We start from the raw sequence: 25,158 nt of genomic DNA, 5'->3' as shown, positions 1-25,158 counted from the left end.
CTGAGGTGTCGGGCTAGCTGCTTGGTAAAATGAAGGGTTGGTTGGGGGCGAGCTCCTGGATGTCGAGTACGAATTGCATGATATTGGGGATAGAGCTCGTTATGGTGAGTTCGACAGGCGCATGGGAGCGAGATCGGAGTGGAGTGCCGAGGCTGGCGGCTTCGCTGGCCCAGGAGGAAGCTTCCCATGACGCATAGGGGACGAAGGTTGCCGCGCCCCGCTTGGCTGGAAGGCGGCGCGCATTACCGGTATTAATTGGGGTCAGACTGATTCGCTCGGCATAGGCAGAGATTAGCCTGTTTGCATCCACTGTCAGAACTACCTGTGGGCGGGCTTTACAGGCTGCTCGGTGTCTGTTGAGTCGTTCTGGGTCGAGCCAGAAGAAGATGCGAGTATTAATGAGTGCGTACCATTCGTTCGGGGTGAGACCGATTAAGCATTTTTCCAGGGCGGCAGGAGGCATCGGCCTCTGGTCTCGAATTTGTACGCCATTTGGAAGCTCGGTGTGCGTCAAGCGCTGGCGTTTCTCTAAACGTTCCCGCTCCCATCCGCTGATGCCAGCGATATCTAACAGTGCGCTGGCGCTGTGCAAGCCGTCTCGCTGAATTGTGGGCCAGTTGATGGCCTCAGCCATATGATAGGCATGGATAAGCTGTTTCATAATGTGCATACTAACATGCCGAGCTCAAAAAGGCTAGCTTTTCGCTCATTATTGTTGCACCATACCACGAATATCGCATCAATTGCATCCCCTTGAGTGTTTCTCAGCTCACATACTCCTGTAACGACTATACCCTGCTATCTATTACTGCTCTGTTACCTTGCTCATTACATAATGAAAATACCTGCTTCTTTAAGCCTCCTGCTGTATCGACGTTCCTATGTCGTATCATGAGAGTATTAACTGATTGTGAGGTGTTGTTTATGGTAAGTGAATTTAGTAGCGAGGCCTTCATCGCAGTGCTAGCACTGGTTGGGATTGTCATTATTATCGCGGCCTTAATTTCAGGTGTGATAGAGCGTAGTGGCATTCCACAGGTGGCCGTTTTTCTTCTCATTGGCGCGATGTTGGGGCCAGCGGGTATGGGACTACTGCATATAACACTGGACTCGTCTATTTTGCGTATTGTGGCAACCCTGAGCCTGGCTCTGGTACTCTTTACGGATGCGATTTCGCTGGACCTACAGGCTGTACGTCGATCTGGTACCCTGGCATTGCTCGTACTGGGACCGGGGACTCTGCTCTCTGCCGGGTTCATTGCCTTGCTGGCGTGGTGGATACTTCGTGTCCCACCGCCAGCCGCCATATTGCTTGGGGCGGCTCTGGCTTCGACTGACCCTGTGCTATTGCGTGGTCTGCTCCGTCGTGATGATATTCCAGCACCAGTGCACCAGGTATTACGCCTTGAAAGTGGGCTAAATGATGCTGTCCTGTTGCCTATCGTGTTGGTTGCGATGGAGTTTCTGTCAAAAGGTGGGGGCTTGAGCGCTGGCGATTGGGGTCGTCTGGCTCTTGATTTGTGTGTGTTGGGGCCAGGAGCGGGGATGATCGTCGGAGTGTGTGGAGTATCCGCGATGGCGCTGATTCGGCAGCGTTTCGGTATCCGTCGCGATTATGAATCACTGTTCTCATTGGGTATTGCCTTTACAGCTTATGCTGCTGCAGAGGCTGTCCATGGTAGTGGTTTCCTGGCTGCGTTTGTTGCCGGCCTCACCATTTCAGTTCTGGATGTGGAACTGTGTGACTGCTTCCTAGAATATGGTGAAACCACATCAGAATTGATGCTTCTCTTTACATTCGTGCTCTTTGGTTCCTCTCTCATCTGGAGTGGGATAACAATTCTGAGCTGGCCTTTACTTCTCTTTGCGATCTGTTCTTTATTGGTACGGCCAGTTGCGTTTCTGCTCTCTCTCATTCGAACGCGCCTCAATTGGCAGGAGCGTCGTTTAATAGCCTGGTTTGGACCGCGAGGCTTGAGTTCACTTCTGCTCATTCTTCTGCCGGTCTTTAGTGGAGTCGCTGGCAGCGATTACCTGTTTACCGTCTGCACTGTGGTTGTGCTATTCTCGGTAATTGCCCATGGTGGCACGCCGTTGGTGCTAAAGGGCCGTGACGCCCGACGCCGGAGCCGGGATACGGTCATTGAAGATTTGTCGCCGGAAGTCTCCTCTGAAGAAATTGTGTATGATGAAGCACCGGAGGAGGAAAAAGAGGTAACGCCCTTACAGGTTCCAAAGGCTTCGCATATCGAAAAAGAGAAGACTAGAGTGCCTGTAGAGCAACAACCTGCTCCTTTGCGTATCACATTGGCTGATACACAAAGCCTGATACATAGCGGCGCGCAGGTACTCTTGCTGGATGTGCGCAAAGCGCGTGATTACTATCGCGACGAGGCACAAGCCAGGGGTTCTATTCGCCTTGACCCTGACAATGTTGAGTATCAGGCACGAAAATTAAATTTGCCTCGCTCTGCCTGGCTTATTGCCTACTGTGCTTGACCAAACGAAGAGACAAGCACCCGTGCGGTGCGAGACTTACAGCGAGCCGGTTGGCCGAATGCACGCGCTTTGCAGGGAGGATGGGAGGCATGGCAAATTGCCGGACTCCCGACCGAACCGCAGGGGAGCATTCATTCTGTCGATGAACCACTCACGTTATAAAACTATGCTATCCATGAGCAGGGAAGGCGCCTCCATCTGGAGATGTCTTCCTTCCTTGCTCATTAGCGTTTCCAGGATCGCTCACACTTCTAGGAAATCTACGATTGGAGAATGGTTGGCAATCCTGGAACCTGATGTGGTGAAGATTGGCGCGGGAGCGTAATTAGAGCGTCTGACCACTGTCTATAGTGATGATCTGGCCCGTCATGGCTTCCTGCTCTAGTGTCGCGCAGATAAGATGCGCGATGTCCTCGGGCGTAGCGATGTTTCCTAACAAGGTGCCATGGCTTACTTGTCGCATCTTTTCCTCTTGACCTGCCCACCAGCGGGTCGCGACGGCTCCGGGAGCAACGCTGCTGACACGAATTTCTGGTGCCAGGGCACGTGCAAGGGATTTTGTTAAGCCGTGGATGGCTGCTTTGGAGACGGCATATGGAAGGGATGAGCCAGAACCTATGAGCCCGGCGATACTGCCAACATTGACAATGGCTCCCTGTCCACTACCCTTCATCAAGGGAGCGACGGCGCGAGCGCAGAAGAACATGCCTTTGACGTTCACAGCGTAAAGTTCATCCCATATCTCTTCGGTCGCGGACTCTAGGTCGTTAAGTGGGATATGGCGCGTGATGCTGGCATTATTGACGAGCAGGTCGATGGTGCCGAAACGTTGCTGAATAGCCTTTACCATCTCGCGTACTTCCTGATCGTGAGCGACATTAGCCTGGATGGCGATGGCCTGTCCACCAGAGGCGCTAATCTGACGTACCGTTTCATCGGCGTCGCTCTGTGAGCGTGAGTAGTTGACAGCGATTATCGCGCCCCGCTCTGCCAGCGCGATTGACGTAGCTCGACCAATGCCAGTTCCACCACCTGTAACGAGGGCGACTTTTCTTTTGAGGTCCATATATTCTAGCTGCTTTCTAAAATGTAGGAAAACGTGTTTCCCAATTCTCGTACCTGCTTCATTGCAGAAAGTTTCACCTTCTCCGCAGAGAAAGCCAGAGCCTTCCACTCCACAAGCGAATTATCGTGCCGATGAAGCCACGACCGGCACGCTCGTTCTCAAACGAGAGGCTTCATTTCTGATGTTCAGTGAGGCGTTGTAGTCTCTGTCGGAAACATAGCCACAATCCTCACAGATAAACACTCGCTCACTCAGCAAAAGCTCAGGTTTGACGTAGCCACAGCTAGAGCAGGTTTTTGACGAGGGATACCAGCGACTCACCAGTTGTACATAGCCCCCATGCTGCTCTGCCTTGTAGAGCAATTGCCGCTTGACTTCAAAGAAACTCGCATCGTTTACAGCTTGTGCTAAGCAAGAATTGGCAAGCATGCCCTTGGCATTCAAGTCTTCTAGCCCGATCAGGGCATAGGTGAGGGCAATACGCGTTGTCATCTTGTGGAGCTTGTCAGAACGTTGGTTTGCCACGCGATAATGTGCCTTTGCCAACTTCTTCTTGTTCTTCCACCAGTTCTGACTGCCTTCTTTTTTGCGGGCTAGTCCTTTGCTCAAGCCCTTGATGCGCCCCAAGTTCTGACGATAGTGTTTTTGGTTCTCGAACACTTCTCCATCACTCAAGGTTACAAGCGTCTTGATGCCCAAATCTATGCCCACAGCATCGCCCTGATGGGTAGGTGCTTGGTGTTCCACTTCCACAGCAATGGAAACAAACCACCAACCCGCCCGCTCGGAGACGACTGCACTGAGAGTCTTGCCTGAAAAACGCAACTGCTCAGTCATATTGACCTTCCCCAACTTGGGTATGCGTATCCAGTTGCCCTCGACTGAAAACTTGTCGTTGTTGAGATAAAAGCTCAAACGATCCCGCTTCTTGTTCTTGAAATGCGGGAAACCCGCCTCTTCTCCATCCTTGCGAGGGTGCTTGAGCTTGGGTTGGGTCCCATCCTTTTTCATACGCCAATAGTTGTCAAAGGCTTGCCCAAGATGACGAAACTCTTGTTCTGGCGCACATTTTGTCACATCCGCACACCAGGGAAACTGCTCATGCTTGACGCGGTTGTATTCCGCTTTCAGTTCGCGCATTTTGACCCGTTTACCCTCTGAACGAGCTTGTTTCCAGTGGTCTAAGGCCCAATTGTAGGCATGACGGGCGACCCCGCATGCCTTGCGGAAGTAGACCTCTTGTTCTGGTGTTGGGTTCAGGCGAATGACGTGCGAACGATTCATGCGCTCTTCTTCCTTCTGTTGCGCCGCGTCTTTCAGGACTTTTTTGTAGGACCGTAGTCCGTGAAGTCTTGCCGAAAAAATGGTGACAATGGCGATCAAGTCCTGTACCAAATCTTGCTCAGGGGAGAGGCTATCGCCATTGATGACAAGAATTTGTGTATGATGCCGCTCACAAAACGCTTCAAAATACTCAAAACCAAAGCATACCAATCGATCACGATGAGCAATGATGAGTCGTCTGACTTGTCCTAACGCAACCATCTCCATGAGGCGATTGAAGTGCTTGCGTTTGTAGTTAAGTCTACTGCCAATATCAAACATCCACTCATCAACGGCAATGGAGTGCTGCTTACAATAGGCTTCAAGCGCGTTGACTTGGTTGCGCAAATCAGGCTTTTGAGCAGCACTCGATACCCGTGCATACACCATGGTTAGCCCTTGCTTTGCTGCTTTCAACCCACGATACTTAAGGTATTGATCGTGGGTGTAGTAGCGTCGATTGGTGGGAGAGCGATGGGCTTTGGGTAGGCCCTTGCGATCCCATTTCTGTAAAGTATTGGTCGTTCTGCCAATGAGTTGACCAAACTCTTTCGGTGTATATATATTCTCTATGCACACATTTTACTATTATTCACTCTATTTGCCAACACTGTTTACCCACTCCTTCATAGCTTTATGCAGAGCCTGGCGAGGAACAGAGAAGCATTGCCGGGCTCTGCTAAGCTTCCCTGCCCCATCCCAAGCCTGCCTATCCATTCCAACACCACAAGCATACCAGGGCCTAAAATATTGATCAATACAAAGTATTTGAATAGATGCTTCAGTTTTATTGATAGTAACTATCTTGTGGAGGGTAGATGGATCAAGTTGGATTTTCTGCTCAGGCTAAAGCACTGCGCCCGCTTATGGAGGGATCATACATGTAGGGTTGCTAGATAAAAGAGAGGGCATAATCCAGCTCAGATGTCATCTGGGCTGGATTATGCCCTCTCTTATATTACATTGGAGCGATGATACTAATTTACTGGAGTCTGTGCTGGCTCCTGGTGAAGCGCGGTGTTTGCTTCCTCGCTTATGGCCTCCTCTGTCGATGTAGTGATGGGTATATCTTTGAGGAAAAAGGTTGCTAGTAGCGCGATAACCGTGAAGATCAGGACGGCAATAAAGCCATGTTGAAGCGCGCCTGCGAATTGAAGTTTCTCTGCTAGAGTTGTTGGGAGGCGCTGGTCCAGGCCTCCGGTCATCGAACCGCTTACGACTGTACCAACAATCGCGATACCGAGAGTCGCGCCGAGCTGGCCCAGGTAGCGTGTCGCGGCAGTGCCAACGCCGAGCTGGCTCTGTGGAAGGGCATTCTGAGCCAGCGTTGGCAGGAAGAAGAAGGTTCCAGTACCGATACCCGCCAGAATCATAAAGACTATTGCCAGGAACAGGTTTGTCTCAATCGTCATCAGCGTGATGAGCAAACAGCCAGTGACCATAACTGCCGCGCCAATGATCGCGATAATCCGGGCTCGTTTGAGTGCGCTGACGAGGGGACCAGCTAGCATCGCGCCCAACACCATGCTAATTGAGAGAGGCGTCATTACCAGACCCGCCATAGTTGGAGAGACGGCAAGTACGCCCTGCAAAAAGAGCGGCAGGTAAAGTGAGAGACCCATGAGCACCATCATCTGCAACATCGAGAGCAGCGTCACCATACTAAAAGTCTGATTGTGGAAGAGGCTCAAAGGTAGGATAGGCTCCTCGGCTCGCTTCTCGACGAAGGTGAACAGGATAAAGAGGATCACACTTATGCCTATCAGCCCCATCACCTGAAAGGAATTCCAGGCATACATCCGGCTACTACCCCAGGTCAGCCCGAGCATTAGACAGATAGTTGCGACCGCCGAGATGAGTGAGCCAAGGAAGTCGACACGGCGCACCGAGCCCCAACCGTTCCACTCGCTTGTTCGCACCGAGAGCTGATTCGGAAGGAAGAAGAGCAATGCTGCGACCGCGATCAAACCCACGGGAAGGTTAATGTAGAAAACCCAGCGCCAGCGGCTATGCTCTGCGACTAAATTTGCGATTAGAGGACCGTGCTCGGTTAACCAGCCGCCGAGGGTTGGTCCAAAGAGATTGGAGATACCGTAGACAATGCCAAAGAGGCTTCCCCACTTGGCTCGCTCCTCTGGTGGGAAGAGGTCGCCCAGGACGGTCGCGATCAGTGCCATTCCGATGCCTGCACCGAGCCCTTGTAGCGCCCGAAAGATAATCAACTGGTTCATCGTCTGCGAAGCACCTGCAAGCAGAGACCCTACCAGGAAGAGAGAGGTACCACCCAGCAGGAACCATTTACGCCCAAATTGGTCGGAGAGTTTGCCCACGATGGGGATCATGGTCATTGAAGCCAGCACATAGGCGGTCACGACCCAGGTATAGCGATCTAACCCGTGCAGTTCTGCGATGATTCGTGGCATCGCGGTCCCCACAATGGTCTGGTCCAGTGCCTCCAAAAAGAGCGAGAGCATAAGTGCAACGATAACAGAAGCCAGCGCAAAGCCCTTCAGACGGGACCCTGGATGCGAATGAGTTTCGAGTGTATTTTTAGCCATTCTTCCCTTCTTCCTTCTACAAATTACATAATATCAGTCATAGTGAGAATGAATATTTGTATTGAAATGGAATATACTTACTATTTTAATGGCAATAATAACACGCTATCTTTGAAATTGTCAATTAAATTGGTAATTAAGCACAGTGAAAATGAAATATTTGCCATTAATTGTAATATTTTTGTTAAGAGGGATAATATCCCTTTTTCTATCCAATGATATAGGAAGTATATCATTGAAGAAGGGCAGAATCGACCCTCGTTTTTCTGCTTTTGGGAGGCAATCGCAAATCGTGCATATCTGCTTGGATGTTTTATTTGGCAGATAAATGGGTGAGCTATAGGTGTATTAGAAAATGGTGATTATGATGAGGGCGAAGGAGAGATAGATTGAGCTGTGAGCTCGTACGGGCAGAAGATCCGCGAGGTTGTAAATATGAAGGCGTAGGCGGTGTGAGGCAAATGAGTAGAAATAGAGAGATGACCTGAACTATTGAATTTGTCCCAGGTCACCTCTCGTCCTCATGCTACCACTCGGCGATTGTACCATCGGTCGTGCGCCACACGGGATTGCGCCAATTATGACCAATTTTGGCTGCCTCTCTGACGGCTTCCTCATTGATTTGAATTCCCAGTCCAGGCCCGCTTGGAACATTGACATGACCATCCTGGTAGGCGAAGACGTTAGGATCTTGCAGGTAGTCGAGCAGGTCGCCATTCTGATGATAGTGGATGTTTAAGCTCTGTTCCTGAATTAGCACATTGTGTGTGCAGGCATCGAGTTGGAGACAGGAAGCCAGCGCTATTGGTCCCAGTGGGCAGTGGAAGGCCACAGAGACATCGTATGCTTCAGCCATCGTAGCGATCTTGCGACATTCTGAGATGCCACCTGCGTGTGAGAGATCTGGCTGGATGATATCGACGACGCCATCATGAAGCAATTGTTTGAAGTCCCAGCGCGAATAGAGGCGCTCGCCAGTTGCGATGGGAATGGTGGTATAGTGAGCAATCTCTTTCAGAGCCTCATTGTTCTCGGGGAGCACGGGTTCCTCGATGAAGAGGGGATGGAATTGCTCTAGCTCACGTGCCAGCACCTTTGCCATACTTTTATGCACGCGCCCATGGAAATCGATAGCGATTCCGAAGGCTGACCCCAAGGCTGACCCCAACGCCTCGCGTATACTCCCAACTCTCGCCAACACCTCCTCGACCTTGTCGAATGAGTCGACATAGTGTGACTGACTGGTAGCATTCATCTTGATGGCGGTAAAGCCGCTCTCCATGCGCTGGCGCGCGGCAGAAGCAACCTCATTGGGGCTATCGCCCCCAACCCAGGAATAGACACGCACCTTCTCGCGAACGCGCCCACCAAAAAACTCATAAATGGGAAGATTGTGGGCCTTGCCTTTGATGTCCCATAGGGCCTGATCGATGCCAGCAATGGCACTCATCAAGACGGGGCCACCACGATAGAAGCGGGCGCGGTAGAGCGTCTGCCAGATATCCTCGATCCGCGTTGGATCCTGTCCAATCAGGTACTCGGCGGCCTCCTGTACCGCAACTTCAACGGCACCTGCATGCCCCTCGACGATTGGCTCACCCCAGCCACAGATGCCCTCATCAGTTGTGATCTTGAGAAATAGCCAGCGTGGTGGTACTTTAAAGCATTCAAAGGCAGTGATCTTCATAGTTAGTTTCTTTCTATTGTTAGTAGCTCTTTGGGAATTCTCGTCATCTGCGGTGGCTTGCAGGTCATGGAGTGTGGGTGGATTTGCCTCAGCAAATCCACCCACACTCCATGACCCTCTAGATAGCGGTGGTTATCGTAGTGGCGACAATCAAGCCTGCGATCAGCCCGACGCGAGCGGGTACGGGAGGAAGCAACGCATACTCATTAGAGGTGTGTGCTCCTCCACCAATCGCGCCTAAACCATCGATACTTGGGCAACCAGCCGCCGCCATATTGCAGCAGTCGGAGGCTCCTCCGCGAGTCTCCGGAGCATAGTTAGTCTGAAGAATCTGCTCGGAGATATAGCGCACATGTTCTGCTAGGGCCAGGCTCTCATCGGTTGCGACCATAGGCACCATTGAATCTGGTTCGGGAGTCAGAGTGAGTTTGACATCTCGGACAAGCTGGTTCTGCAAGAGTTCATGCCAGCGTTCAATGGCGTCAATGCGATCCTGGGGATAGAGAAAGCGAATATCGAAAACAATCTCGGCAAAGTCAGATACGACATTGGGACGGGAGCCGCCACGAATGGGACCAGCGTTAATAGTAAAGCCCTTACGCCAGTGCATAAAACTCTGAGCCTGCACAATCTGGTGTGCCAGTTCTAGCACAGCGTTGCGTCCCCTCTCGGGGCTGCTTCCCGCGTGTGCTGCCGCGCCCTCAGCTGTAAGCCTATAGTGAGCGCATCCCTTGCGCCGAATGACGACGGTGCCGACTTTGCTGGCTCCCTCCAGACCAAAGACATAGGGGCGTTCCTGGGCAATCTGCCTGATCAATCCCACATGGTAGCGTGAAGAGATTTCTTCGTCAGGCACAGAGAGAAAGAGGATTTTGTTAAAGTCGCGGTATCCCTGTTTCTTGAGCACCTCCAAGGCATATATTCCCTGCAACAGACCAGCCTTCATATCCACGGTACCAGGACTGTAGAAGCGCTCACCATCGAGGCGCGTGCGCTCCTGGGCCGCACCAAGGGGATGCACAGTGTCATGATGCCCAATCAGGAGACAGGTAGGGGCATGTGGATTGTCGCCCATAAGTGTGCCTACAACGGCATTGCCACGTGGATGCTCGACGATAGTTGTTTGCATATCAACGCGCTGGAGTAGCGTTGCCAGCATTTTCGCCGAGGCGTTGAGACCGGCGGGATCGTCAGAGGGCGATTCGAGTAGACAGAGCGCCTGTAGTTCTTCAAGATAGCGCGGCATAGCCTGCTCGGTCAATTTTACGCCGTCTAGTACGATATCGCGCACCATTGCAGTCTCTTTAGACGATTCCTGTAGCTCTTTCATGTACCTGCCTTTCAAAACACATGGTAAAACGTGTTACCACAGTTCTAATTGCTGCATGTGCATCGGACAGGAAGCCTCTTTGACTTCTACGCTGTTGTGATCCTCATGCAGCACACCGCACTCCGCAGAGAGAGTGTATGGCCCTAGCCGGGCGAGGAACCTCGTCAGAATGTTCCGAGCGCTATTGTCATCTCGGTTCATCACGAGTCCACATTCCACGCAATTATATGTTCTCTTCCACAGTGGCATAGCCTGCAGATGCCCACAGCCACTACACTGTTTTGAGGTATTGCGCTCATCTACGAATTGAAGCTCTTTCCCGTAAAATTTGCATTTGTAGGTGAGCATTTGAATGAAGAGATGCAAGCCCCAATCATTGAATGTCATGCGATTGAGTTGTTTGTTATGCTCAAGATGCTCTTTCATGACCATCTGTCGTTGGGAAAGGTCTCCGACCACCACAGTTCTTTCAACCAGTGTGTGGGCAATCAGGTGGGATGCCTTATGCAGGCTATCCCTCTGCTTGTTACGTTTTTTTTCACTTACGCGTTTGTACACCTGAGAAAGATGACGATAGCGACGTGACTTTTTCTGGCATTTGTCTCGCTTGGAGCGAATACGATCCAATTGGCGGTTATACCATTGCCCCCCTTTGTACCTACCAACATGGTACAACCTGCCTTGCTCATTGATCCCCGTTGCCAGTGTCTTGATTCCCAAGTCGAAGGCAACAACACCATCATATTCATGCTGCTCTTCTTCACGCTCGGCCACAAAGGATGCATAGTAGTTGCCTCTGGCATCCCGACTAATAGCAACCTCTTTGTAGTGGGTTGGCGGCGTTTCTGTAAGGTGAGCAACGATATTGGGATAGACTTTTGCCCCATGTTTGCCGCCGCCACCTGTCGGTAAAATAAGTTTGTTGTCCTCAACCTTGATGTAGAGAGCAGGATAGCAGAGTGTAAAAAAACAATGACGTGGGCGTACTCTTGGGAACCCAGGCGTCTCGCCTGCCTTCACTCTGCGGTAAAAGGCTTTCATGGCCCCATCAAGGCGAAAGTACACCTCTTGAAGCAACTTGCCATAGACATGAACTAATTCAGGATCATGCACTTTGCTCACTTGCAGGCTCTTCTTGGCTTCATAGATGTTCCACTTCTCTCCATTGCGAAGCCTCATCACCTGCCAGTTGTAGAGTAGGGTAGACTGGGAGCGAGGTTTCAATTGCTTGCTCCTTTTCTCTCAGTCTCCCTCAGAACCGGACTTGAACCTTTCGACTCATCCGGCTCGCCAGTGATGTTCAAGTTTCGGTGCCTTCGTTCTCCGTAGTGGATATTTTCGTGGCATCGACGACAGGTAATCAGCGTTTTTCTTCTTCTTGCTGCCATGATCTGTATCCAGCGAGGCTTTTCTTTCCTCCCCTTCACATTCAGGTCAGCCAGTTTACGGATATGATGAACCTCTACTTGTTCTTTGGAGCCGCATAGTTCGCATGTATCTGCGAGAAGCCGTTTAATCAGTTCATTGCGCTCAAATTTCTTGTAGATCGGTAGCTGATCGTTGAGGAGTGTCGCTTTTCTCCTACGGAGTGGTATTCCTCCAAATTGTGCTATCAATGGTTTCTTTCCCTGTCGTTCTACTTTAACTTCCAAGCATTTCATTTGCCCGTATGGAGTCTCTGTCTGCGTTTGATACTTGCGCACCATAGCAGTTACGCGGGCTTTATGCTTGTTTGCCAGTGTTTTCAGCAGCGACATACGCATAATCCAGTGGAGCTTGTTGAGCCGTCGAATATTGGTGGCAAGTATATAATATTGAACTATTCCCCGGTATTCTGACTGGTATCGACTGATGATACTGTAGTCATCATCTGAAAGCAGTTCTGCTCGATAGGTCGGCTTTTCTTCTTTCATGTATATGCGGCTTTTCTTTTCAATGACATCAGTCGGGATACGTAGACCAATGTTCCGATTGATCTTCCGCCGTCCGTTGCCATCAATTTGATCCGTCGCATGTTGACTCATCAGTTCATACCCCAGAAAACGGGCCGCTTCGGTAGCTGCATGGGTGATAAGCGTCTTCTCTTCTGAGAGATGGAGTTTGAGCGTTTCTTGGAGATACGCCCCAATTTGACGTTTAATCTCTTCCAGTTCCGATTGCGGGCCAATGAACCCGATCAGCCAGTCGTCCGCATAACGAACGTACCGAAGCCGCCGGTAAGAAGGGTCATCAGGATCGCTAGAGGCTTCCTGTCGGAGTTGTTGATACAGTACCTTCACTTCTCTGATGTGACCCTCTTGTTTGGCGTTCTCGATTTTCCTCTGGATGGCAGTGTATCTGGGATTTCTTCGTCTGATCTCACCTTTGGTGTAGGTTGGAAGGAGCCTCTCTTCAATGTACTTATCCAGTTTATCCAAATAGATATTTGAGAGGACCGGACTGATCACACCGCCCTGTGGGCTCCCGCTCCAGGTGGTATGGTAGGTCCAGTCTTCCAAATAGCCAGCTTGGAGAAGGTTTTGGATCAACCGTAGGAACCGATTGTCATGAATACGTTCTCCCAGAATGGAGAGCATGATTTCGTGGTCCAGGCTCCCAAAACAATCTGATATGTCGCCCTCAAGGAACCACTTGGTGCCTGACCAGACATTTGCCACCTCACGTAATGCGCTGTGACATCCCCGTTCAGGTCGGAAACCATGTGAATGCTGATTGAACTGAGGTTCATAGTACGCTTCTAAGATTTGCCGGAGCACCTCTTGCAGCAATTTGTCAGACCAAGAAGGCAGGCCAAGCGGGCGGAGTTTGCCATTCTTCTTTGCAATGTAAACTCGCTTTACTGGTGTCCATCGATACCGTTCCTCACGGAGTGCTTCGATGATCTTCTTGATCTTGGTGAGCGCCATCGCATCCACGGTCTCCGCTGTTGTTCCTGGTGTCATTGCTCCATCGTTGGCATACAATTTTGCATAGGCACGCAGGTACAAGTCTGGATTGTACAATTGCCGATAGACTTCTTCCAACGGCAGTCCTCGTTTGCCGCGTTCTTGAATGATACTCAGGACGGTTTCGGCTGTCCTCATCTCAAGTACCTCACTTTGCTGAGTATCTCATCACCTCATCCCCTTTGCCGTGTAGAGGGCTTTCCCCTCCTCTGACTACTATGGGATGTCCGTCATCATGGGGGTCTCCCCCTTTAGATGATCCTATGGTTCGTCATCGTAGTACGTCCGAGCGCGACGTAGGTAGCTCATTCATCTCTTTAGGTGGCGTCGTTCGCCATCGCTCATATGGAAGAAGTTGTAAAAGTCGAGGATTCAGACCTTTACACCATATGACACTGGTTTCAAGCACTCTACCAGTGGGGGAATGTGAACCCCGATGGAGATTGAGCTTCAAGCAGTTTAGCTTTTACCATATCGCACGGGTCTTGCGGGACATATCCTACAGTGCTTTGGGATATCCACCGCGTTAGCAGCATGCTACGGTCCCCTGGCACTTTTCAGTGTTAAGGTAAGCTGTTAACCCTAGAACTTACTTCTCAGTTCTACCTGGCTGAACCAGGGATACTACGATGCGCTCTCATAGCGCACGCGCCCGACACTTGCCCTGCATGAACTCAAGCGTGGCGGCGTCCTGCTTACTTACTTCAATCTTGATTTTTGTGCACAGCAGCATCTCGTATCGCTTTCTTGTAAGATCGAAGCCAATGAAGTCTCGCTGAGAAGACGGTCATGATGGTGATCAGGTCGCGCACAAGCTCTTGCTCAGAAGAAAGATTGTTGCCATTGATGATCACAAGTTCGGTATGGTGCCGCTCACACAAGGCTTCAAAGTAGTCGTACCCAAAACGTACTAGCCGATCCCGATGAGCAATGACAATGCGCCTTACCTGTCCTAGCTCCACCATCTCCATAAGACGGTTGAAGTGTTTGCGTTTGTAGTTGAGCCCACTGCCAATATCAGACATCCACTCATCGACTGTGATGGAGTGCTCTTTGCAGTAGGTTGCAAGTGCATTGATTTGAGTGACAAGATCAGGCTTTTGAGCAACGCCTGAGACTCTTGCGTACACAACCGTGAATCCCTGCTCTTCTGCTACCAATCCACGATACTGTAAGTATTGTTCATGAGTGTAGTAGCGCCGATTGGTAGGAGATCGATACGCGTGTAAGATGCCTTTTCGATCCCATGTTTGCAGAGTAATTACCGATCTGCCAATGAGTTGCCCAAACTCTTTCGGCGAATATGTATTCTTCATGATAACATTATATCACATTTAAATACATATTTTTAATTGTTCCCATTCTCCTCTTTCTCTGATGATAGAAGCGCGCCTTAAGGTATCCAGGTTTTCAGTGGATGAGTTATATTAGGAGACTCTCTTTTTGGGTGGCTGCTTTCGCGATCTGGTATATCTTCTCCGAGAGAATACATCTGTTTTCAGCAGTATACCATCTCAGAGATGAGCGTATGAAACCAGCATGAGTAAAGCTTGTGTGTCCTTCTACCCCTACTGAGATCGATGTTCATCAGCTTGCCGAGGCGCGCTACCAACCCGGTGAACTGAATTGCCGGGTAGCTGTCTAAGCGCCCCGAGTGGGTGGCGGTTCTATTTAACAGATGCCATAATAGTGGTAGCTGTCTATAGTTTTAGGATATGAGAGAATGTAAGGAAAGTTGAGAATTACCTATGCCCGTTCTCGTCCACCTGACACCAGCGAAGAACGTGAAGCGTATTCTGCGCTCAGGCATTCATCAGAGCAGGCAGGGCGTTTACTGCCTGCCTGTTTTACAGAGTTACTACGTCTCCCATCAATGGATGCGAGAGCTGAAGCGCTGGGGACAGCGAACCTTTATTGGCATCTATTTCCACGTACCAGATGACGAGATGGTCTGGTTTGGGCACTATAACCAGCCACACCAGTATGTCACGGTGTCTGAAGCTATTTCCCAGCTTATGCAGCAGGTGGACCCACAAGGGTACGAGATAATTATTCCTCGATCAATTAGTGCCAAGGAACTGCATAAGATCAGGACTGTCTCAAGGGTGGTTGGCTGGCGCTATCAGCCAGGAGTGCGTCAATGTGCCTGGTGCGCGTGCCCGATCTGTGTCTCACGCGGCGAGATTAAATCACGGAAGAAGCGCCTACAACATCGGCGTGCCATAGATCGGGCTTAGGCATCAAATTGAGAAGAAAGCGCCCCCAGATTGGGAGCGCTTCAGCGGTGATGGGAAAGATGGATGGTTCTATTTGCCCATGGCTGTCTTGAGAGCCTGGGTCAGGGTTGAGAGCTGATCCAGCATCCAGCCTTGATAGGTCTTGTTCTTTGGCATAGTCTCGGTGACTGGCACAATTGGGATATTGTGTGCCAGGGCGTCCTGCTGTAGCTTTGTAGTAATGGGAGTTACTGTCTGCTCGTTATAGATAAGCACCTTGATCTCCCCCTTCGTGACCTGATTATTGGCGGTCGCGACCGATGAGGCGGGAGGATCGTTGCCCTCGGCGACAGCCTTCTGGAATTCTTCGGGTGTCTTGACATCTAGCCCCATTGGCCCTGTTTGATAGAGGTAGATGGTCTCGGTTAGGCCAACAGGTGTGCCTGCATATTTCCCCTTAATTTCGTTGAGCTTCTGCGTGATTTGTTGAAGTGAGTTGTCAAATGTCTTCAGGTTATTGTCGTAGTCGGAGGCATGGGTTGCGTCCTGCTTCTTGAGCGCATCCGCGATAGCTTTCGCCACGGCGCGCATATTCTCAGGACTATACCAGATATGCTCGTTGTCGGGTAGCTTCGACGACGCGATGTCGAAGCCTGTGACCACACTGCGATCATCGTTTGGAGAAGCGCTTATGAGTTTATCCATCCACTCATCATAGCCCCCACCGTTTTTTATGATAAGCTGCGCTTTAGCAACAGCCATACCGTTGGCTACATTCGACTCATATTCATGGGGATCAACCTCAGGGTCGGAAAGGATGCTTGTGACATTGACATGCTCTCCCCCCACCTGTTTAGCGACGTCGCCATAGAAATTCTCAGCGGCCACGACATTGATTTTGCCTGCTATTGCGGTGCTATCATTGTTTGCGCAGGCACCGAGAAAACAGAGGAGCCATAAGGGGATCAATAATACCAACCCAACTCGCTTCAATTTAGCCATACATTCTTCCTTATAATGTTTCCTTGCTTTTATGAAATAATGAGACAATATCTCTCTAATCTCTCTACAAGGGAGAGTATAGAGTAATTATTGGCTTTTGTCAATGAGATAATGTCTCAATTAAGAGTGGTTAGCGTGAAGTTTGCCAGTAGGATTGGTAAGAAAGTGAGTATGCTGCCGATGAAATGTTATCACTTCTAGTAGTGATAGTTTTCACTGGAAGTGATGAATGTCAGACAATCAGTAGTACTTTCTTGTCTGTTTTCTCCCTTATCTCCTCATAATTTAGTATGCTATGAGCATATTAATAAATGGCTCTACGGCAGAGAGAGCGAGTGTATGGAGGGCCAGGCCGAGGATGACAGATGATCTTTCAAAGAGTGGGGATACGACACTAGGGAACTACCGCCTGATAGAGCTTATTGGTCGTGGTGGCTTCGCGGATGTCTACCTGGGAGAGCATATCTACCTTAAGACCCAGGCTGCTATCAAAGTGTTGTTGGTCCATCTTGACCGGGATGCTTTGGAGCAGTTCTTGACCGAGGCTCGTATTATCGCGCACCTAGCCCACCCACACATCGTCCCAGTACTGGAGTTCGGCATCGAGCAAACGACCCCTTATCTTGTTATGGCCTATGCACCACATGGATCGCTTCATCAGCGTTATCCCCCTGGTTGTATTCTCCCGCCAGTAGAAGTGGCCTCCTATGTACGTCAGGTCGCGTCAGCGTTACAATACGCACACGATCATAATATCATCCATCGTGATGTCAAGCCGGGCAATATGTTGTTGGGACAAGGAGAGACTGTGCTTCTCAGTGATTTTGGCATCGCTGTGAAGGCACAGACGCGATTGACCGAAGATCGCCAGGAGAATAGTGGCAAGGCGGCAGGTACAACGACCTATATGGCCCCGGAACAAATTGGAGCTAACCCCACGTATGCCAGTGATCAGTACGCGTTAGCAGTCGTGACATATGAGTGGCTTTGCGGTTCGCTTCCTTTTACCGGAGCGCCTATGGAGATTGCTTACAAGCACGTAAACGCGCCGATACCTTCTTTGCGCGAGAAACTTCCTTCGCTATCAGTGGAGATTGAGCAGGTTGTCATGCGTGCTCTGTCGAAGTCAGCACAGGAACGTTTCGCGCGTGTCCAGGACTTCGCGGATGCCCTTTTGAGTGCCTGCCAGCGCGCTCCTCAGCGTGCGTCTAGCCCTTCCCTCCTCTCACGTCAGACATCCAACCTTTATGATGAGCGCCTCTATGCCACCGGGACTGTATCAAACATAGCTCCATTCTTGCCCTCTGCTCCTACAAATCCATCAACACCTGGAAAGCAATTTCGCATGGGCGCGCCTGTATCGGGATCAGGCAATCAGTTCCGTATGGCCCCGCATACCTCTGGTTCACAGTTCAGAACGTCTTATCCAAATGTACCTCAGCCTCAACCTCAAAAACTCATCAATCGTCGCACGCTCATGCTGGGAGCTACCGGTGTGGTCTCGCTAGGAATTGTGTTGTTGGGCGCGGGTGCGCTCTGGCAAAACGCGCAACAACATACGCCTCCTCCTACTCAGGGCCAGAAGAAGCCAGCCGCGACCCCAACGAAAGCCAAGCCTACACCTGATCTGGCCGCGACCGCCCAGGCGAGCATTATGTCCTTGACCTCACGCCCTACAGCCGTCGTTTCCAGCCCCGGCCATAGTTATTTATTGGTACGTGGAGCAAATGATGCTCTCTGGCTACGCACTTTTGATGGAAGCTGGCATCCCTGGGAGCCTTTGAATGGTACTGTACCATCCGATCCTGCAATTACCGCCTGGGGTGAGGGCCATCTTGATATCCTGGGGAGAGCAGCAGATAACACGCTCCATTACACATGGTTTGATGGAAGCTGGCATCCCTGGCAAGCGTTGGATGGAGCAATTGTCTCTGATCCAGCGGCGGTCTCCTGGGGACCAAACCGATTAGATGTCTTTGTGCGAGGGCCAGCTGACGCCCTCTGGCATCGCGCTTATGACGGGACATGGTATCCCTGGGATCTGTTGGGAGGAACGATTACAACCGCGCCAGCGGCTTGCTCCTGGGGAGCCAACCGCCTCGATGTGGTCGCGCGTGGAACTGACAATGCTCTCTGGTATAAAGGCTATGATGGGACATGGCATGAATGGTTCCCTCTTGGCGGTGCCTTCAGCTCTGACCCCACTATTACCACCTGGGGAGTGGGTCGCCTGGATATCTTCGCGCGTGGCATGGATAATACTCTACAACATGCCTGGTATGATGGAAGTTGGCACCCCTGGGAATCGCTTGGGGGAGCGCTCGCAACTGCTCCGTCCGCCATTTCCTGGGGTGGAAATTATATTGAGGTCTTCGCACGTGCGACAGACAATACGCTTCAGCATACCTGGTTTGATGGGAGCTGGCACCCCTGGGAGCCCTTGCCGCGTTAGTAATACTAATCGCATAGATCACGCTAATAGCTGCAACATTTATTATTATCATATATATAGTTTCTTATCGTATGTACAATAAAAATAGATAGCACGCAAGTTAAAGTAGAATGAGCGATTGTATACATAATAGCGTTTTATCTTGATAGAATGAAGAATTCAATTAATAACGTGAATATTGTCAATTACTCATTCTTAAGCGAGTTATCGCAAATCGGGTTGAAAAAAAGAAAAAGGAAAAGTATAAAATGAAAGAGCTTGATATTGTCACAGAGCTGAGCGATTCTGAACTGGAGATGATCAATGGTCGCGGTGGCTACACCGGCGGCGGCGAGGGCGGCTACGGTGGCAAAGGAAAGGGTGGCTTTGAAAAGGTTCAGGGTTACAGGAACGACAATCAAATTATCAACAACTTCTCATTCCGTAACAACACCAACATTGGCGGCCTCGCCACTATCCCTGTCACTGTTAGCGACTTCACATGCAATGACTTCGGTAACACCTACATCGGTTACTAATTACGATGAGGTAGACACTTTCCAGCCTGAGTTGTAATTCAGTAGTGCACTCCCTGGCCGGATAAAACCACCCGCCCACAATAAAATTGGGGCGGGTGGTTTTTTGTTATGAAGGGTTTGGGTATCTTAAAATGCATTAATATCATACATATGATTTTGTGATATATATATAATAAAAAAAGATAGCCGTGTGTAAAATGAATCAGCAATTGAATTCTTCATAGCCGCTTTATTTAAAGACTGGAGAGTCTGTTGGCAGGAAAATTAAATTCAAAGGCTGAACAACATATGTGCTATCGGTAAGCAGGTTGAAAAAACAAAAGGAGTATAAGATGAAAGAACTAGAAAATATCGCAGGAATTGCAGAACTCAATGACGCCGAGCTGGAGCTTGTCAGCGGTCGCGGCGGCGAAGAAGGAGGCATCGGTGGTTACGGCGGCGGCGGCGGCGGTTACGGCGGCAAGGGCGGTTTCGTCAAAGGCTATCGTAACGAAAACAGGATCCTCAACAACTTCTCATTCCGCAACAACACCAACATCGGTGGCGTTGCTACTATCCCCATTACCCTAAGCGATTTCAACTGCAACAGCTTCAGCAACACTTACATTGGCTATTAAGCGTAAGTAATCTTCATATTGTACGGTCAGGAGATGCTAAAGAAGCATCTCCTGACAGGCACGAAAGCCATCTGTTCCAGATGCTTGGAGCTGGTGGCTTTCTATATTTTTATTATCGTAAAGACTTATTCGATGATGCATGTGTGATCAATAATGCCCTTTAATGATTTTAAGATTGATTTATCATACATGCAACTTCATATTATGTATATAATAGTAATAGATGGCTCGCAGATTAAAAATGGAACAAGCGATTCATTATATGCTAGCGTTCTTATTTTCGACTGACTAGAGAAAATGATGAATTATGCTTACAGGGCATGAACTTGTTCCGGGCGGGCTATCACAAATTAGGTTGAAAACAAAAAGGAGACCAATAAAATGAAGGAACTAGAAAATATCATTGCTGGAGCAGAACTCAATGATGCCGATCTGGAGATGATCAGCGGTCGTGGCGACGGTGGCTACGGTGGTGGCAAAGGTGGTTTTGTACAGGGTGGAAGAAGTGACCTGCGCGTGGTCAACAATTTCTCATTCCGCAACAACACTAACGTTAGTGGTGTGTTGACTATCCCGGTTACCGTAAGCGATTTCAACTGCAACAGCTTCAACAACATCGTCATCGGTGGTGGCGACGGTTACTAGGCCCTCAACAACTTCTTTGCCACTCAGGATGTGATCTCATATTCTGGGCAGGTGAAAAGAGAGGCACTTTCCATATTTTTATGGGAAAGTGCCTCTCTTTTATTTCTTCGACGAAATACCCTAAAAGTTGAGTGCTTAATGATGAAATATTGCTTTTCATTTATCCATTATCCCAACGAACAAATTATATCATATATTTAATATAGGCACAATAATATATATTGCTATTTTTATATATGGTTTCTTCTTTTGTGTAAAATAAAAACAAGAGGCTCGTTATATAGCGCGATGTTAAACGTTGGTTGTACTAGCGGTATTATTTAATACTGATACGCAATGTATAAAAAATGTTATTAACATGGGCTAGAGCTAGCTTACTGGCGAGTCATCTTATATTAGGTTGAAATAAGCAAAAAAGGAGATCAATAAAATGAAAGAACTGGAAAATATCATTGCTGGAGCAGAACTCAATGATGCCGAGCTGGAGCTTGTCAGCGGTCGCGGAGACGGTGGCTTCGGCGGTGGCAATGGTGGCTTCGGCGGTGGCTACGGTGGTGGCAAAGGTGGTTTTGTACAGGGTGGAAGAAGTGACCTGCGTGTGGTCAACAACTTCTCGTTCCGCAACAACACCAACATCGGTGGCATTGCCACTATCCCCATTACCCTAAGCGATTTCAACTGCAACAGTTTCGGCAACACCTTCATTGGTGGTGGCGACGGCTTCTAAGCCCTTACATACTCTTTTGCTGCTCAGGATGTAATCTCTTATCCTGGCCAGGTGAAATTGAGAGGTGCTTTTCCATGATTTATGGGAAAGCACCTCTTTTTATGTGATTAATGGATGAATATAGGTGAAATTATACGTACTATTATTTTATATACAGTTTCTTATTTGATATAAAATAATAATAGAGGCTCATTGAATAGCGGAAATTTAAACATTGGTTGTAATAAGCGCTTATTTCGTAATCTGGCGTGATGTACAATAAATGATATTAGCAGAGGCTAGAAATTATTCGCTGGCGGGCCATCTTGTATCAGGTTGAAATACAGAATGAAGGGAACAATAAAATGAAAGAACTGGAAAATATCATTGCTGGAGCAGAGCTCAATGATGCCGAGTTGGAGCTTGTCAGCGGTCGCGGTGGCGAAGAAGGAGGCTTCGGTGGTTACGGCGGCGGCGGCGGCGGTTACGGCGGCAAGGGCGGTTTCGTCAAAGGCTATCGTAACGACAATGAGATCGTCAACAACTTCTCATTCCGCAGGAACACCAACATTGGTCTGTTAACTGTCCCCATTACCGGAAGCGATTTCACCTGCAACAGCTTTAACAATATCGTTGTCGGTGGTGGCTACTAAGCCCCCAACCCCTCCTTTGCCGCCCTTGACATGATTTCATTTGTGGGCGTTTAAGGTTGAAAGGCACCTTCCCTTCGATGCGAGGGGAAGGTGCCTTTCTTTTTAGCCGTTATGAGAGATTGCTAGGACGCGTAGCGTCTGGCGGTGAGCCACAATGGTTAATTGCGCACTACTCTCCTGGTGCAAGATCTGGAATGCGATGGCGGGTTCGCCATTACGCTCGATCAATTGCCCTGGCAGGCTTTTGGCTCGGGGATAGTCTTGCAGAAATTGGCGCGTGCGTGGGTGTGACCAGTAGACAATCTGATCGACGGCAGGGATGCAGCCACTCTCGTCAATTTCCATTCCGCAATGGAGGCAATGGAGGTGTATCCAGAAGGGATAAGGGCTTGCGGGCTGGAGGTCTTCAGGTTCTCCCCCCTTACGCGTATTGTCGCGGGTTTGCCACAATGCAGGCAGGAATGCTGTCCTGGTACGAGTGCCTGCGTTATGCGTTCAGTGAGCCCTTGCATTGTACGCTTCCAGGCTGGTCTAAAGGTGTGGAGTCCTTCCAGTGTGACCAGACCCATACTGTGTACGGTATCTTGTCCGTAGCGCTGAGAGCAGCCAGGGCAGCGCAAATGAATGTTGGGCCCTCTTGATCTAGCTCCCTCCACAAGAAAACAGCCTTGAAGGCGACGCTGTCCGCAAAGTGGACACCACAGGCGCGTCTCCTGCCATCCCTGAGTTATCGCTTCATCCAGTCTTAACCCCAGATCTTCAGCTTCCCTTCGCAGTGGCCCACTCAATATCTGACGTAGTTGTTGGCGAACACGATGAAGGCGCGTCTCTAGCGTGCCGCGCGAAATGTTTAGTTGTGTTGCGACCTCTGAGCGAGGCAGTTCAAGCAAGAGACATGTCTCGACTATCTGCCGTGCCGCTGGTGATAAGAAGCCTAGCGCGCGATCTAGCAGCAATGCCTGATCCTGGCGGCTTAACGCTTCCAGAGGATCGGAGCTCTCAGGGGCCGTCAGTGCCTCGAACGGTTCTAGTAATTCTGTGTCTGTGTGAGGCTTTGCACTGGAAGGGGATGTTTGTCGAAGAAGGTTTATTTGATATCTCCTGGTGGTGCGGCGGCAGACGTTGCGGCAAATCTCGTCAATCCATACATGAAATCCGCCTGGTGTATGCAGGCGGTCGAGGTGGCTCCACGCTTCAAATAGAGTTTCCTGTACGACATCATCTACGTCTTGGAGCTCTATTCCCCGCGCGCGAGCCAAGCGGGCGAGTCGCAGGCGTGTCGCTGTCAGCACTCTCCCTTGATCGTTAAGTAGCGCGCTCCGAAGCCGTTGCCACTCTCCTGATTTACCCTGCTCCATAGAATTGATTGGGCTCTCCTGCCGCATCTTGTTCTCCCTTCGTTGTGCCTCTCTATTCTACCACTGAAACGAGGTAGGCCATATTTTGTGTAATAATTTGGGTGCTCAGGTGATAGGAGAGTGGTGTGTTTTTTGCCTGGCTTTGTCGCGAGGAGAGCACACTGCATCTCTATGCGAGCGCTGCGTTTTCAGGCGTGAGCACTGGATGGTGGTTATCCTGGCTGGAAAAAGCGCTCCCTTCCGATTGAGAGTACTCAGCAGGAAAAATAATTTCGTAGAATAGAAGGAAGATATATAGATGCAAATTGATGAGGAAATGATAGAAAAGGAGCCTGTAAAGGCAGGCCCACAGGGGACATTCTGGGAGGTGCTGACAGTTTTTACCCGGCTTGGCCTAACCTCCTTTGGTGGTCCCGTAGCGCACCTGGGGTATTTCCGTGAGGAGCTAGTTGTGCGTCGGAAGTGGCTTGACGAACAGAACTACGCGGACCTGCTGGCTTTATGTCAATTCCTGCCCGGTCCCTCAAGTAGCCAGATGGGTATCGCGCTTGGCATTACACGCGCTGGGCGCTGGGGCGGCCTGGCGGCGTGGCTGGGTTTTACTCTCCCCTCGGCTATCGCTTTGACTATCTTTGCGCTCCTCACCAACGGTATCCAGGGAATAGCACAGGCTGGATGGCTCCATGGACTATTGGTAGTCGCGGTAGCGGTTGTAGCTCAGGCTGTATGGGGCATGGCAAAGACACTCTGCCCAGACCGGTTGCGCGTCACGCTCGCGATAGGAGCTGCTATTGTGATCTTGCTCTGGCCGGTAGCTATTGCGCAGATAGCTATTCTGGTTGTGGGTGGCTTACTGGGCTGGCGCTTTCTCAGAGCGGTCGAGACCTCGCAGCCTGCTATACTTCCTCTAGCGATCCCGCGTCGACTCGCGATTGCTTGCTTGATTATATTTTTCACCCTATTAGTGGGGTTACCTGTTTTCCGACTGCTGTTCCCGGTACAGGCGCTAGCGCTCTTTGATACCTTCTTCCGTGCCGGTTCGCTGGTCTTTGGCGGTGGGCATGTTGTTCTACCTCTCTTACAACGCGAAGTAGTGCCCTCTGGCTGGGTGACGAATGACCAATTTCTCACGGGCTATGCAGCCGCACAGGCCGTACCTGGCCCGCTCTTTACCTTCTCTGCCTATCTTGGCGCGATGAGTAAGCCATTTCCTAATGGCTGGCTTGGCGCTTTGATTGCACTGGTTGCTATCTTCCTGCCATCCTTTCTCATGGTGGTTGGTATTCTCCCTTTCTGGAACCGTCTGCGCGCAATTGAGGCGTTTCAGGCTTCGCTTCGGGGTATCAATGCTGCCGTGGTTGGTATTCTGTTGGCTGCACTCTATCAGCCAATCTGGACTAGCGCCATTCGAGCTCCGATTGATGTGGCTTTGGGCCTTGCGGCCTTTGCGCTCCTGGTCATCTGGAAGGTGCCACCCTGGATCGTTGTTGTAATTTCTGCGCTCGCCGGGGCAGGTCTGAGCCTGTTATAGCGAGTGTATGGTCCCCACTGTCTTTCGCTCAGGATATGTTCTGCACAGAACA

Annotated in this window: 20 protein-coding genes and 2 pseudogenes; 10 read left to right on the top strand and 12 right to left on the bottom strand. The window is 50.1% G+C overall.

Translation table 11 applies throughout. The features are described 5' to 3' along the window. Positions 1–13: 13 nt before the first annotated feature. On the bottom strand, positions 14–661 hold the full coding sequence (locus K3T82_RS21285) for a DUF7002 family protein (RefSeq protein WP_220195559.1): 648 nt from the start codon (positions 659–661) through the stop codon (positions 14–16). A gap of 263 nt (positions 662–924) precedes the next feature. On the opposite strand from K3T82_RS21285, the gene K3T82_RS21280 reads away from it, so the two are divergent. Both K3T82_RS21280 and K3T82_RS49175 read left to right on the top strand, forming a co-directional pair. Continuing rightward, a complete protein-coding gene (locus K3T82_RS21280) occupies positions 925–2,499 on the top strand; it encodes a cation:proton antiporter (RefSeq protein WP_220195558.1) in 1,575 nt (524 codons plus the stop codon). 27 nt (positions 2,500–2,526) lie between these two features. After that, positions 2,527–2,661, top strand: a complete 135-nt coding sequence (locus K3T82_RS49175) for a hypothetical protein (RefSeq protein WP_268886671.1) — start codon at positions 2,527–2,529, stop codon at positions 2,659–2,661. Positions 2,662–2,824: 163 nt separating this feature from the next. Here the strand turns inward: K3T82_RS49175 and K3T82_RS21275 are convergent, their stop codons facing one another. From K3T82_RS21275 to K3T82_RS21240, 9 genes and pseudogenes are all read right to left on the bottom strand, one after another. Further along, a complete protein-coding gene (locus tag K3T82_RS21275) occupies positions 2,825–3,565 on the bottom strand; it encodes an SDR family NAD(P)-dependent oxidoreductase (RefSeq protein WP_220195557.1) in 741 nt (246 codons plus the stop codon). 120 nt (positions 3,566–3,685) lie between these two features. Continuing rightward, a pseudogene (locus K3T82_RS21270) lies at positions 3,686–4,837 on the bottom strand (RNA-guided endonuclease InsQ/TnpB family protein); the annotation flags it as partial. 15 nt (positions 4,838–4,852) lie between these two features. Further along, a pseudogene (locus tag K3T82_RS47800) lies at positions 4,853–5,461 on the bottom strand (IS607 family transposase); the annotation flags it as partial. Between the two features lie 404 nt (positions 5,462–5,865). After that, complete coding sequence (locus K3T82_RS21265; RefSeq protein WP_220195555.1) at positions 5,866–7,446, bottom strand: MDR family MFS transporter; 1,581 nt, start codon at positions 7,444–7,446, stop codon at positions 5,866–5,868. 526 nt (positions 7,447–7,972) lie between these two features. Continuing rightward, a complete protein-coding gene (gene dgoD / locus K3T82_RS21260; protein WP_220195554.1) occupies positions 7,973–9,133 on the bottom strand; it encodes a galactonate dehydratase in 1,161 nt (386 codons plus the stop codon). Between the two features lie 118 nt (positions 9,134–9,251). Beyond that, positions 9,252–10,463 (bottom strand): M20/M25/M40 family metallo-hydrolase, encoded by a 1,212-nt coding sequence (locus K3T82_RS21255; protein WP_220195553.1) that lies wholly within the window; start codon positions 10,461–10,463, stop codon positions 9,252–9,254. Positions 10,464–10,496: 33 nt separating this feature from the next. Next, positions 10,497–11,687 carry an RNA-guided endonuclease InsQ/TnpB family protein gene (locus K3T82_RS21250; protein ID WP_268886670.1) on the bottom strand — a complete coding sequence of 397 codons (1,191 nt, stop codon included), beginning with the start codon at positions 11,685–11,687 and terminating at the stop codon, positions 10,497–10,499. Further along, complete coding sequence (locus K3T82_RS21245; protein ID WP_220195552.1) at positions 11,684–13,546, bottom strand: reverse transcriptase/maturase family protein; 1,863 nt, start codon at positions 13,544–13,546, stop codon at positions 11,684–11,686. The genes K3T82_RS21250 and K3T82_RS21245 overlap by 4 nt, the downstream gene beginning before the upstream one ends. Before the next feature lie 566 nt (positions 13,547–14,112). Beyond that, positions 14,113–14,724: an IS607 family transposase gene (locus tag K3T82_RS21240; RefSeq protein WP_220195551.1), complete on the bottom strand. Its 612-nt coding sequence runs from the start codon at positions 14,722–14,724 to the stop codon at positions 14,113–14,115. A 432-nt stretch (positions 14,725–15,156) separates the two neighbouring features. On the opposite strand from K3T82_RS21240, the gene K3T82_RS21235 reads away from it, so the two are divergent. After that, positions 15,157–15,645 carry a hypothetical protein gene (locus tag K3T82_RS21235; protein WP_220195550.1) on the top strand — a complete coding sequence of 163 codons (489 nt, stop codon included), beginning with the start codon at positions 15,157–15,159 and terminating at the stop codon, positions 15,643–15,645. A gap of 69 nt (positions 15,646–15,714) precedes the next feature. On the opposite strand, the gene K3T82_RS21230 is transcribed toward K3T82_RS21235, so the two are convergent. After that, positions 15,715–16,626 (bottom strand): metal ABC transporter solute-binding protein, Zn/Mn family, encoded by a 912-nt coding sequence (locus K3T82_RS21230; RefSeq protein ID WP_220195549.1) that lies wholly within the window; start codon positions 16,624–16,626, stop codon positions 15,715–15,717. Between the two features lie 358 nt (positions 16,627–16,984). Here K3T82_RS21230 and K3T82_RS21225 point away from each other — a divergent pair, with 358 nt between their 5' ends. The 6 genes from K3T82_RS21225 to K3T82_RS21200 all read left to right on the top strand — a co-directional run bounded on the left by K3T82_RS21225 (position 16,985) and on the right by K3T82_RS21200 (position 22,217). Further along, positions 16,985–19,078, top strand: a complete 2,094-nt coding sequence (locus K3T82_RS21225; protein ID WP_236031439.1) for a DUF8189 domain-containing protein — start codon at positions 16,985–16,987, stop codon at positions 19,076–19,078. Between the two features lie 248 nt (positions 19,079–19,326). After that, entirely contained in the window at positions 19,327–19,596 is a 270-nt protein-coding gene (locus tag K3T82_RS21220) for a hypothetical protein (protein WP_220195547.1), read from the top strand. Between the two features lie 332 nt (positions 19,597–19,928). Beyond that, positions 19,929–20,213 carry a hypothetical protein gene (locus K3T82_RS21215; protein WP_220195546.1) on the top strand — a complete coding sequence of 95 codons (285 nt, stop codon included), beginning with the start codon at positions 19,929–19,931 and terminating at the stop codon, positions 20,211–20,213. A 381-nt stretch (positions 20,214–20,594) separates the two neighbouring features. Further along, positions 20,595–20,858 carry a hypothetical protein gene (locus K3T82_RS21210; protein WP_220195545.1) on the top strand — a complete coding sequence of 88 codons (264 nt, stop codon included), beginning with the start codon at positions 20,595–20,597 and terminating at the stop codon, positions 20,856–20,858. A 430-nt stretch (positions 20,859–21,288) separates the two neighbouring features. Beyond that, the gene (locus K3T82_RS21205; RefSeq protein WP_220195544.1) at positions 21,289–21,585 is read left to right on the top strand and encodes a hypothetical protein; all 297 of its coding nucleotides are present in this window, start codon (positions 21,289–21,291) and stop codon (positions 21,583–21,585) included. Between the two features lie 344 nt (positions 21,586–21,929). Continuing rightward, the gene (locus K3T82_RS21200) at positions 21,930–22,217 is read left to right on the top strand and encodes a hypothetical protein (protein WP_220195543.1); all 288 of its coding nucleotides are present in this window, start codon (positions 21,930–21,932) and stop codon (positions 22,215–22,217) included. Positions 22,218–22,441: 224 nt separating this feature from the next. On the opposite strand, the gene K3T82_RS21195 is transcribed toward K3T82_RS21200, so the two are convergent. Then, entirely contained in the window at positions 22,442–23,602 is a 1,161-nt protein-coding gene (locus tag K3T82_RS21195) for an RNA polymerase sigma factor (protein ID WP_220195542.1), read from the bottom strand. A 289-nt stretch (positions 23,603–23,891) separates the two neighbouring features. On the opposite strand from K3T82_RS21195, the gene chrA reads away from it, so the two are divergent. Further along, the gene (gene chrA / locus K3T82_RS21190) at positions 23,892–25,106 is read left to right on the top strand and encodes a chromate efflux transporter (RefSeq protein ID WP_420799332.1); all 1,215 of its coding nucleotides are present in this window, start codon (positions 23,892–23,894) and stop codon (positions 25,104–25,106) included. The last annotated feature ends 52 nt before the right edge of the window (positions 25,107–25,158 follow it).

This window comes from Ktedonospora formicarum, assembly GCF_016587355.1.
Taxonomy (GTDB): Bacteria; Chloroflexota; Ktedonobacteria; order Ktedonobacterales; family Ktedonobacteraceae; genus Ktedonobacter; species Ktedonobacter formicarum.
The sequence above is the reverse complement of the archived record's forward strand: the minus strand, read 5'-3'. Positions and strand labels throughout refer to the sequence as shown.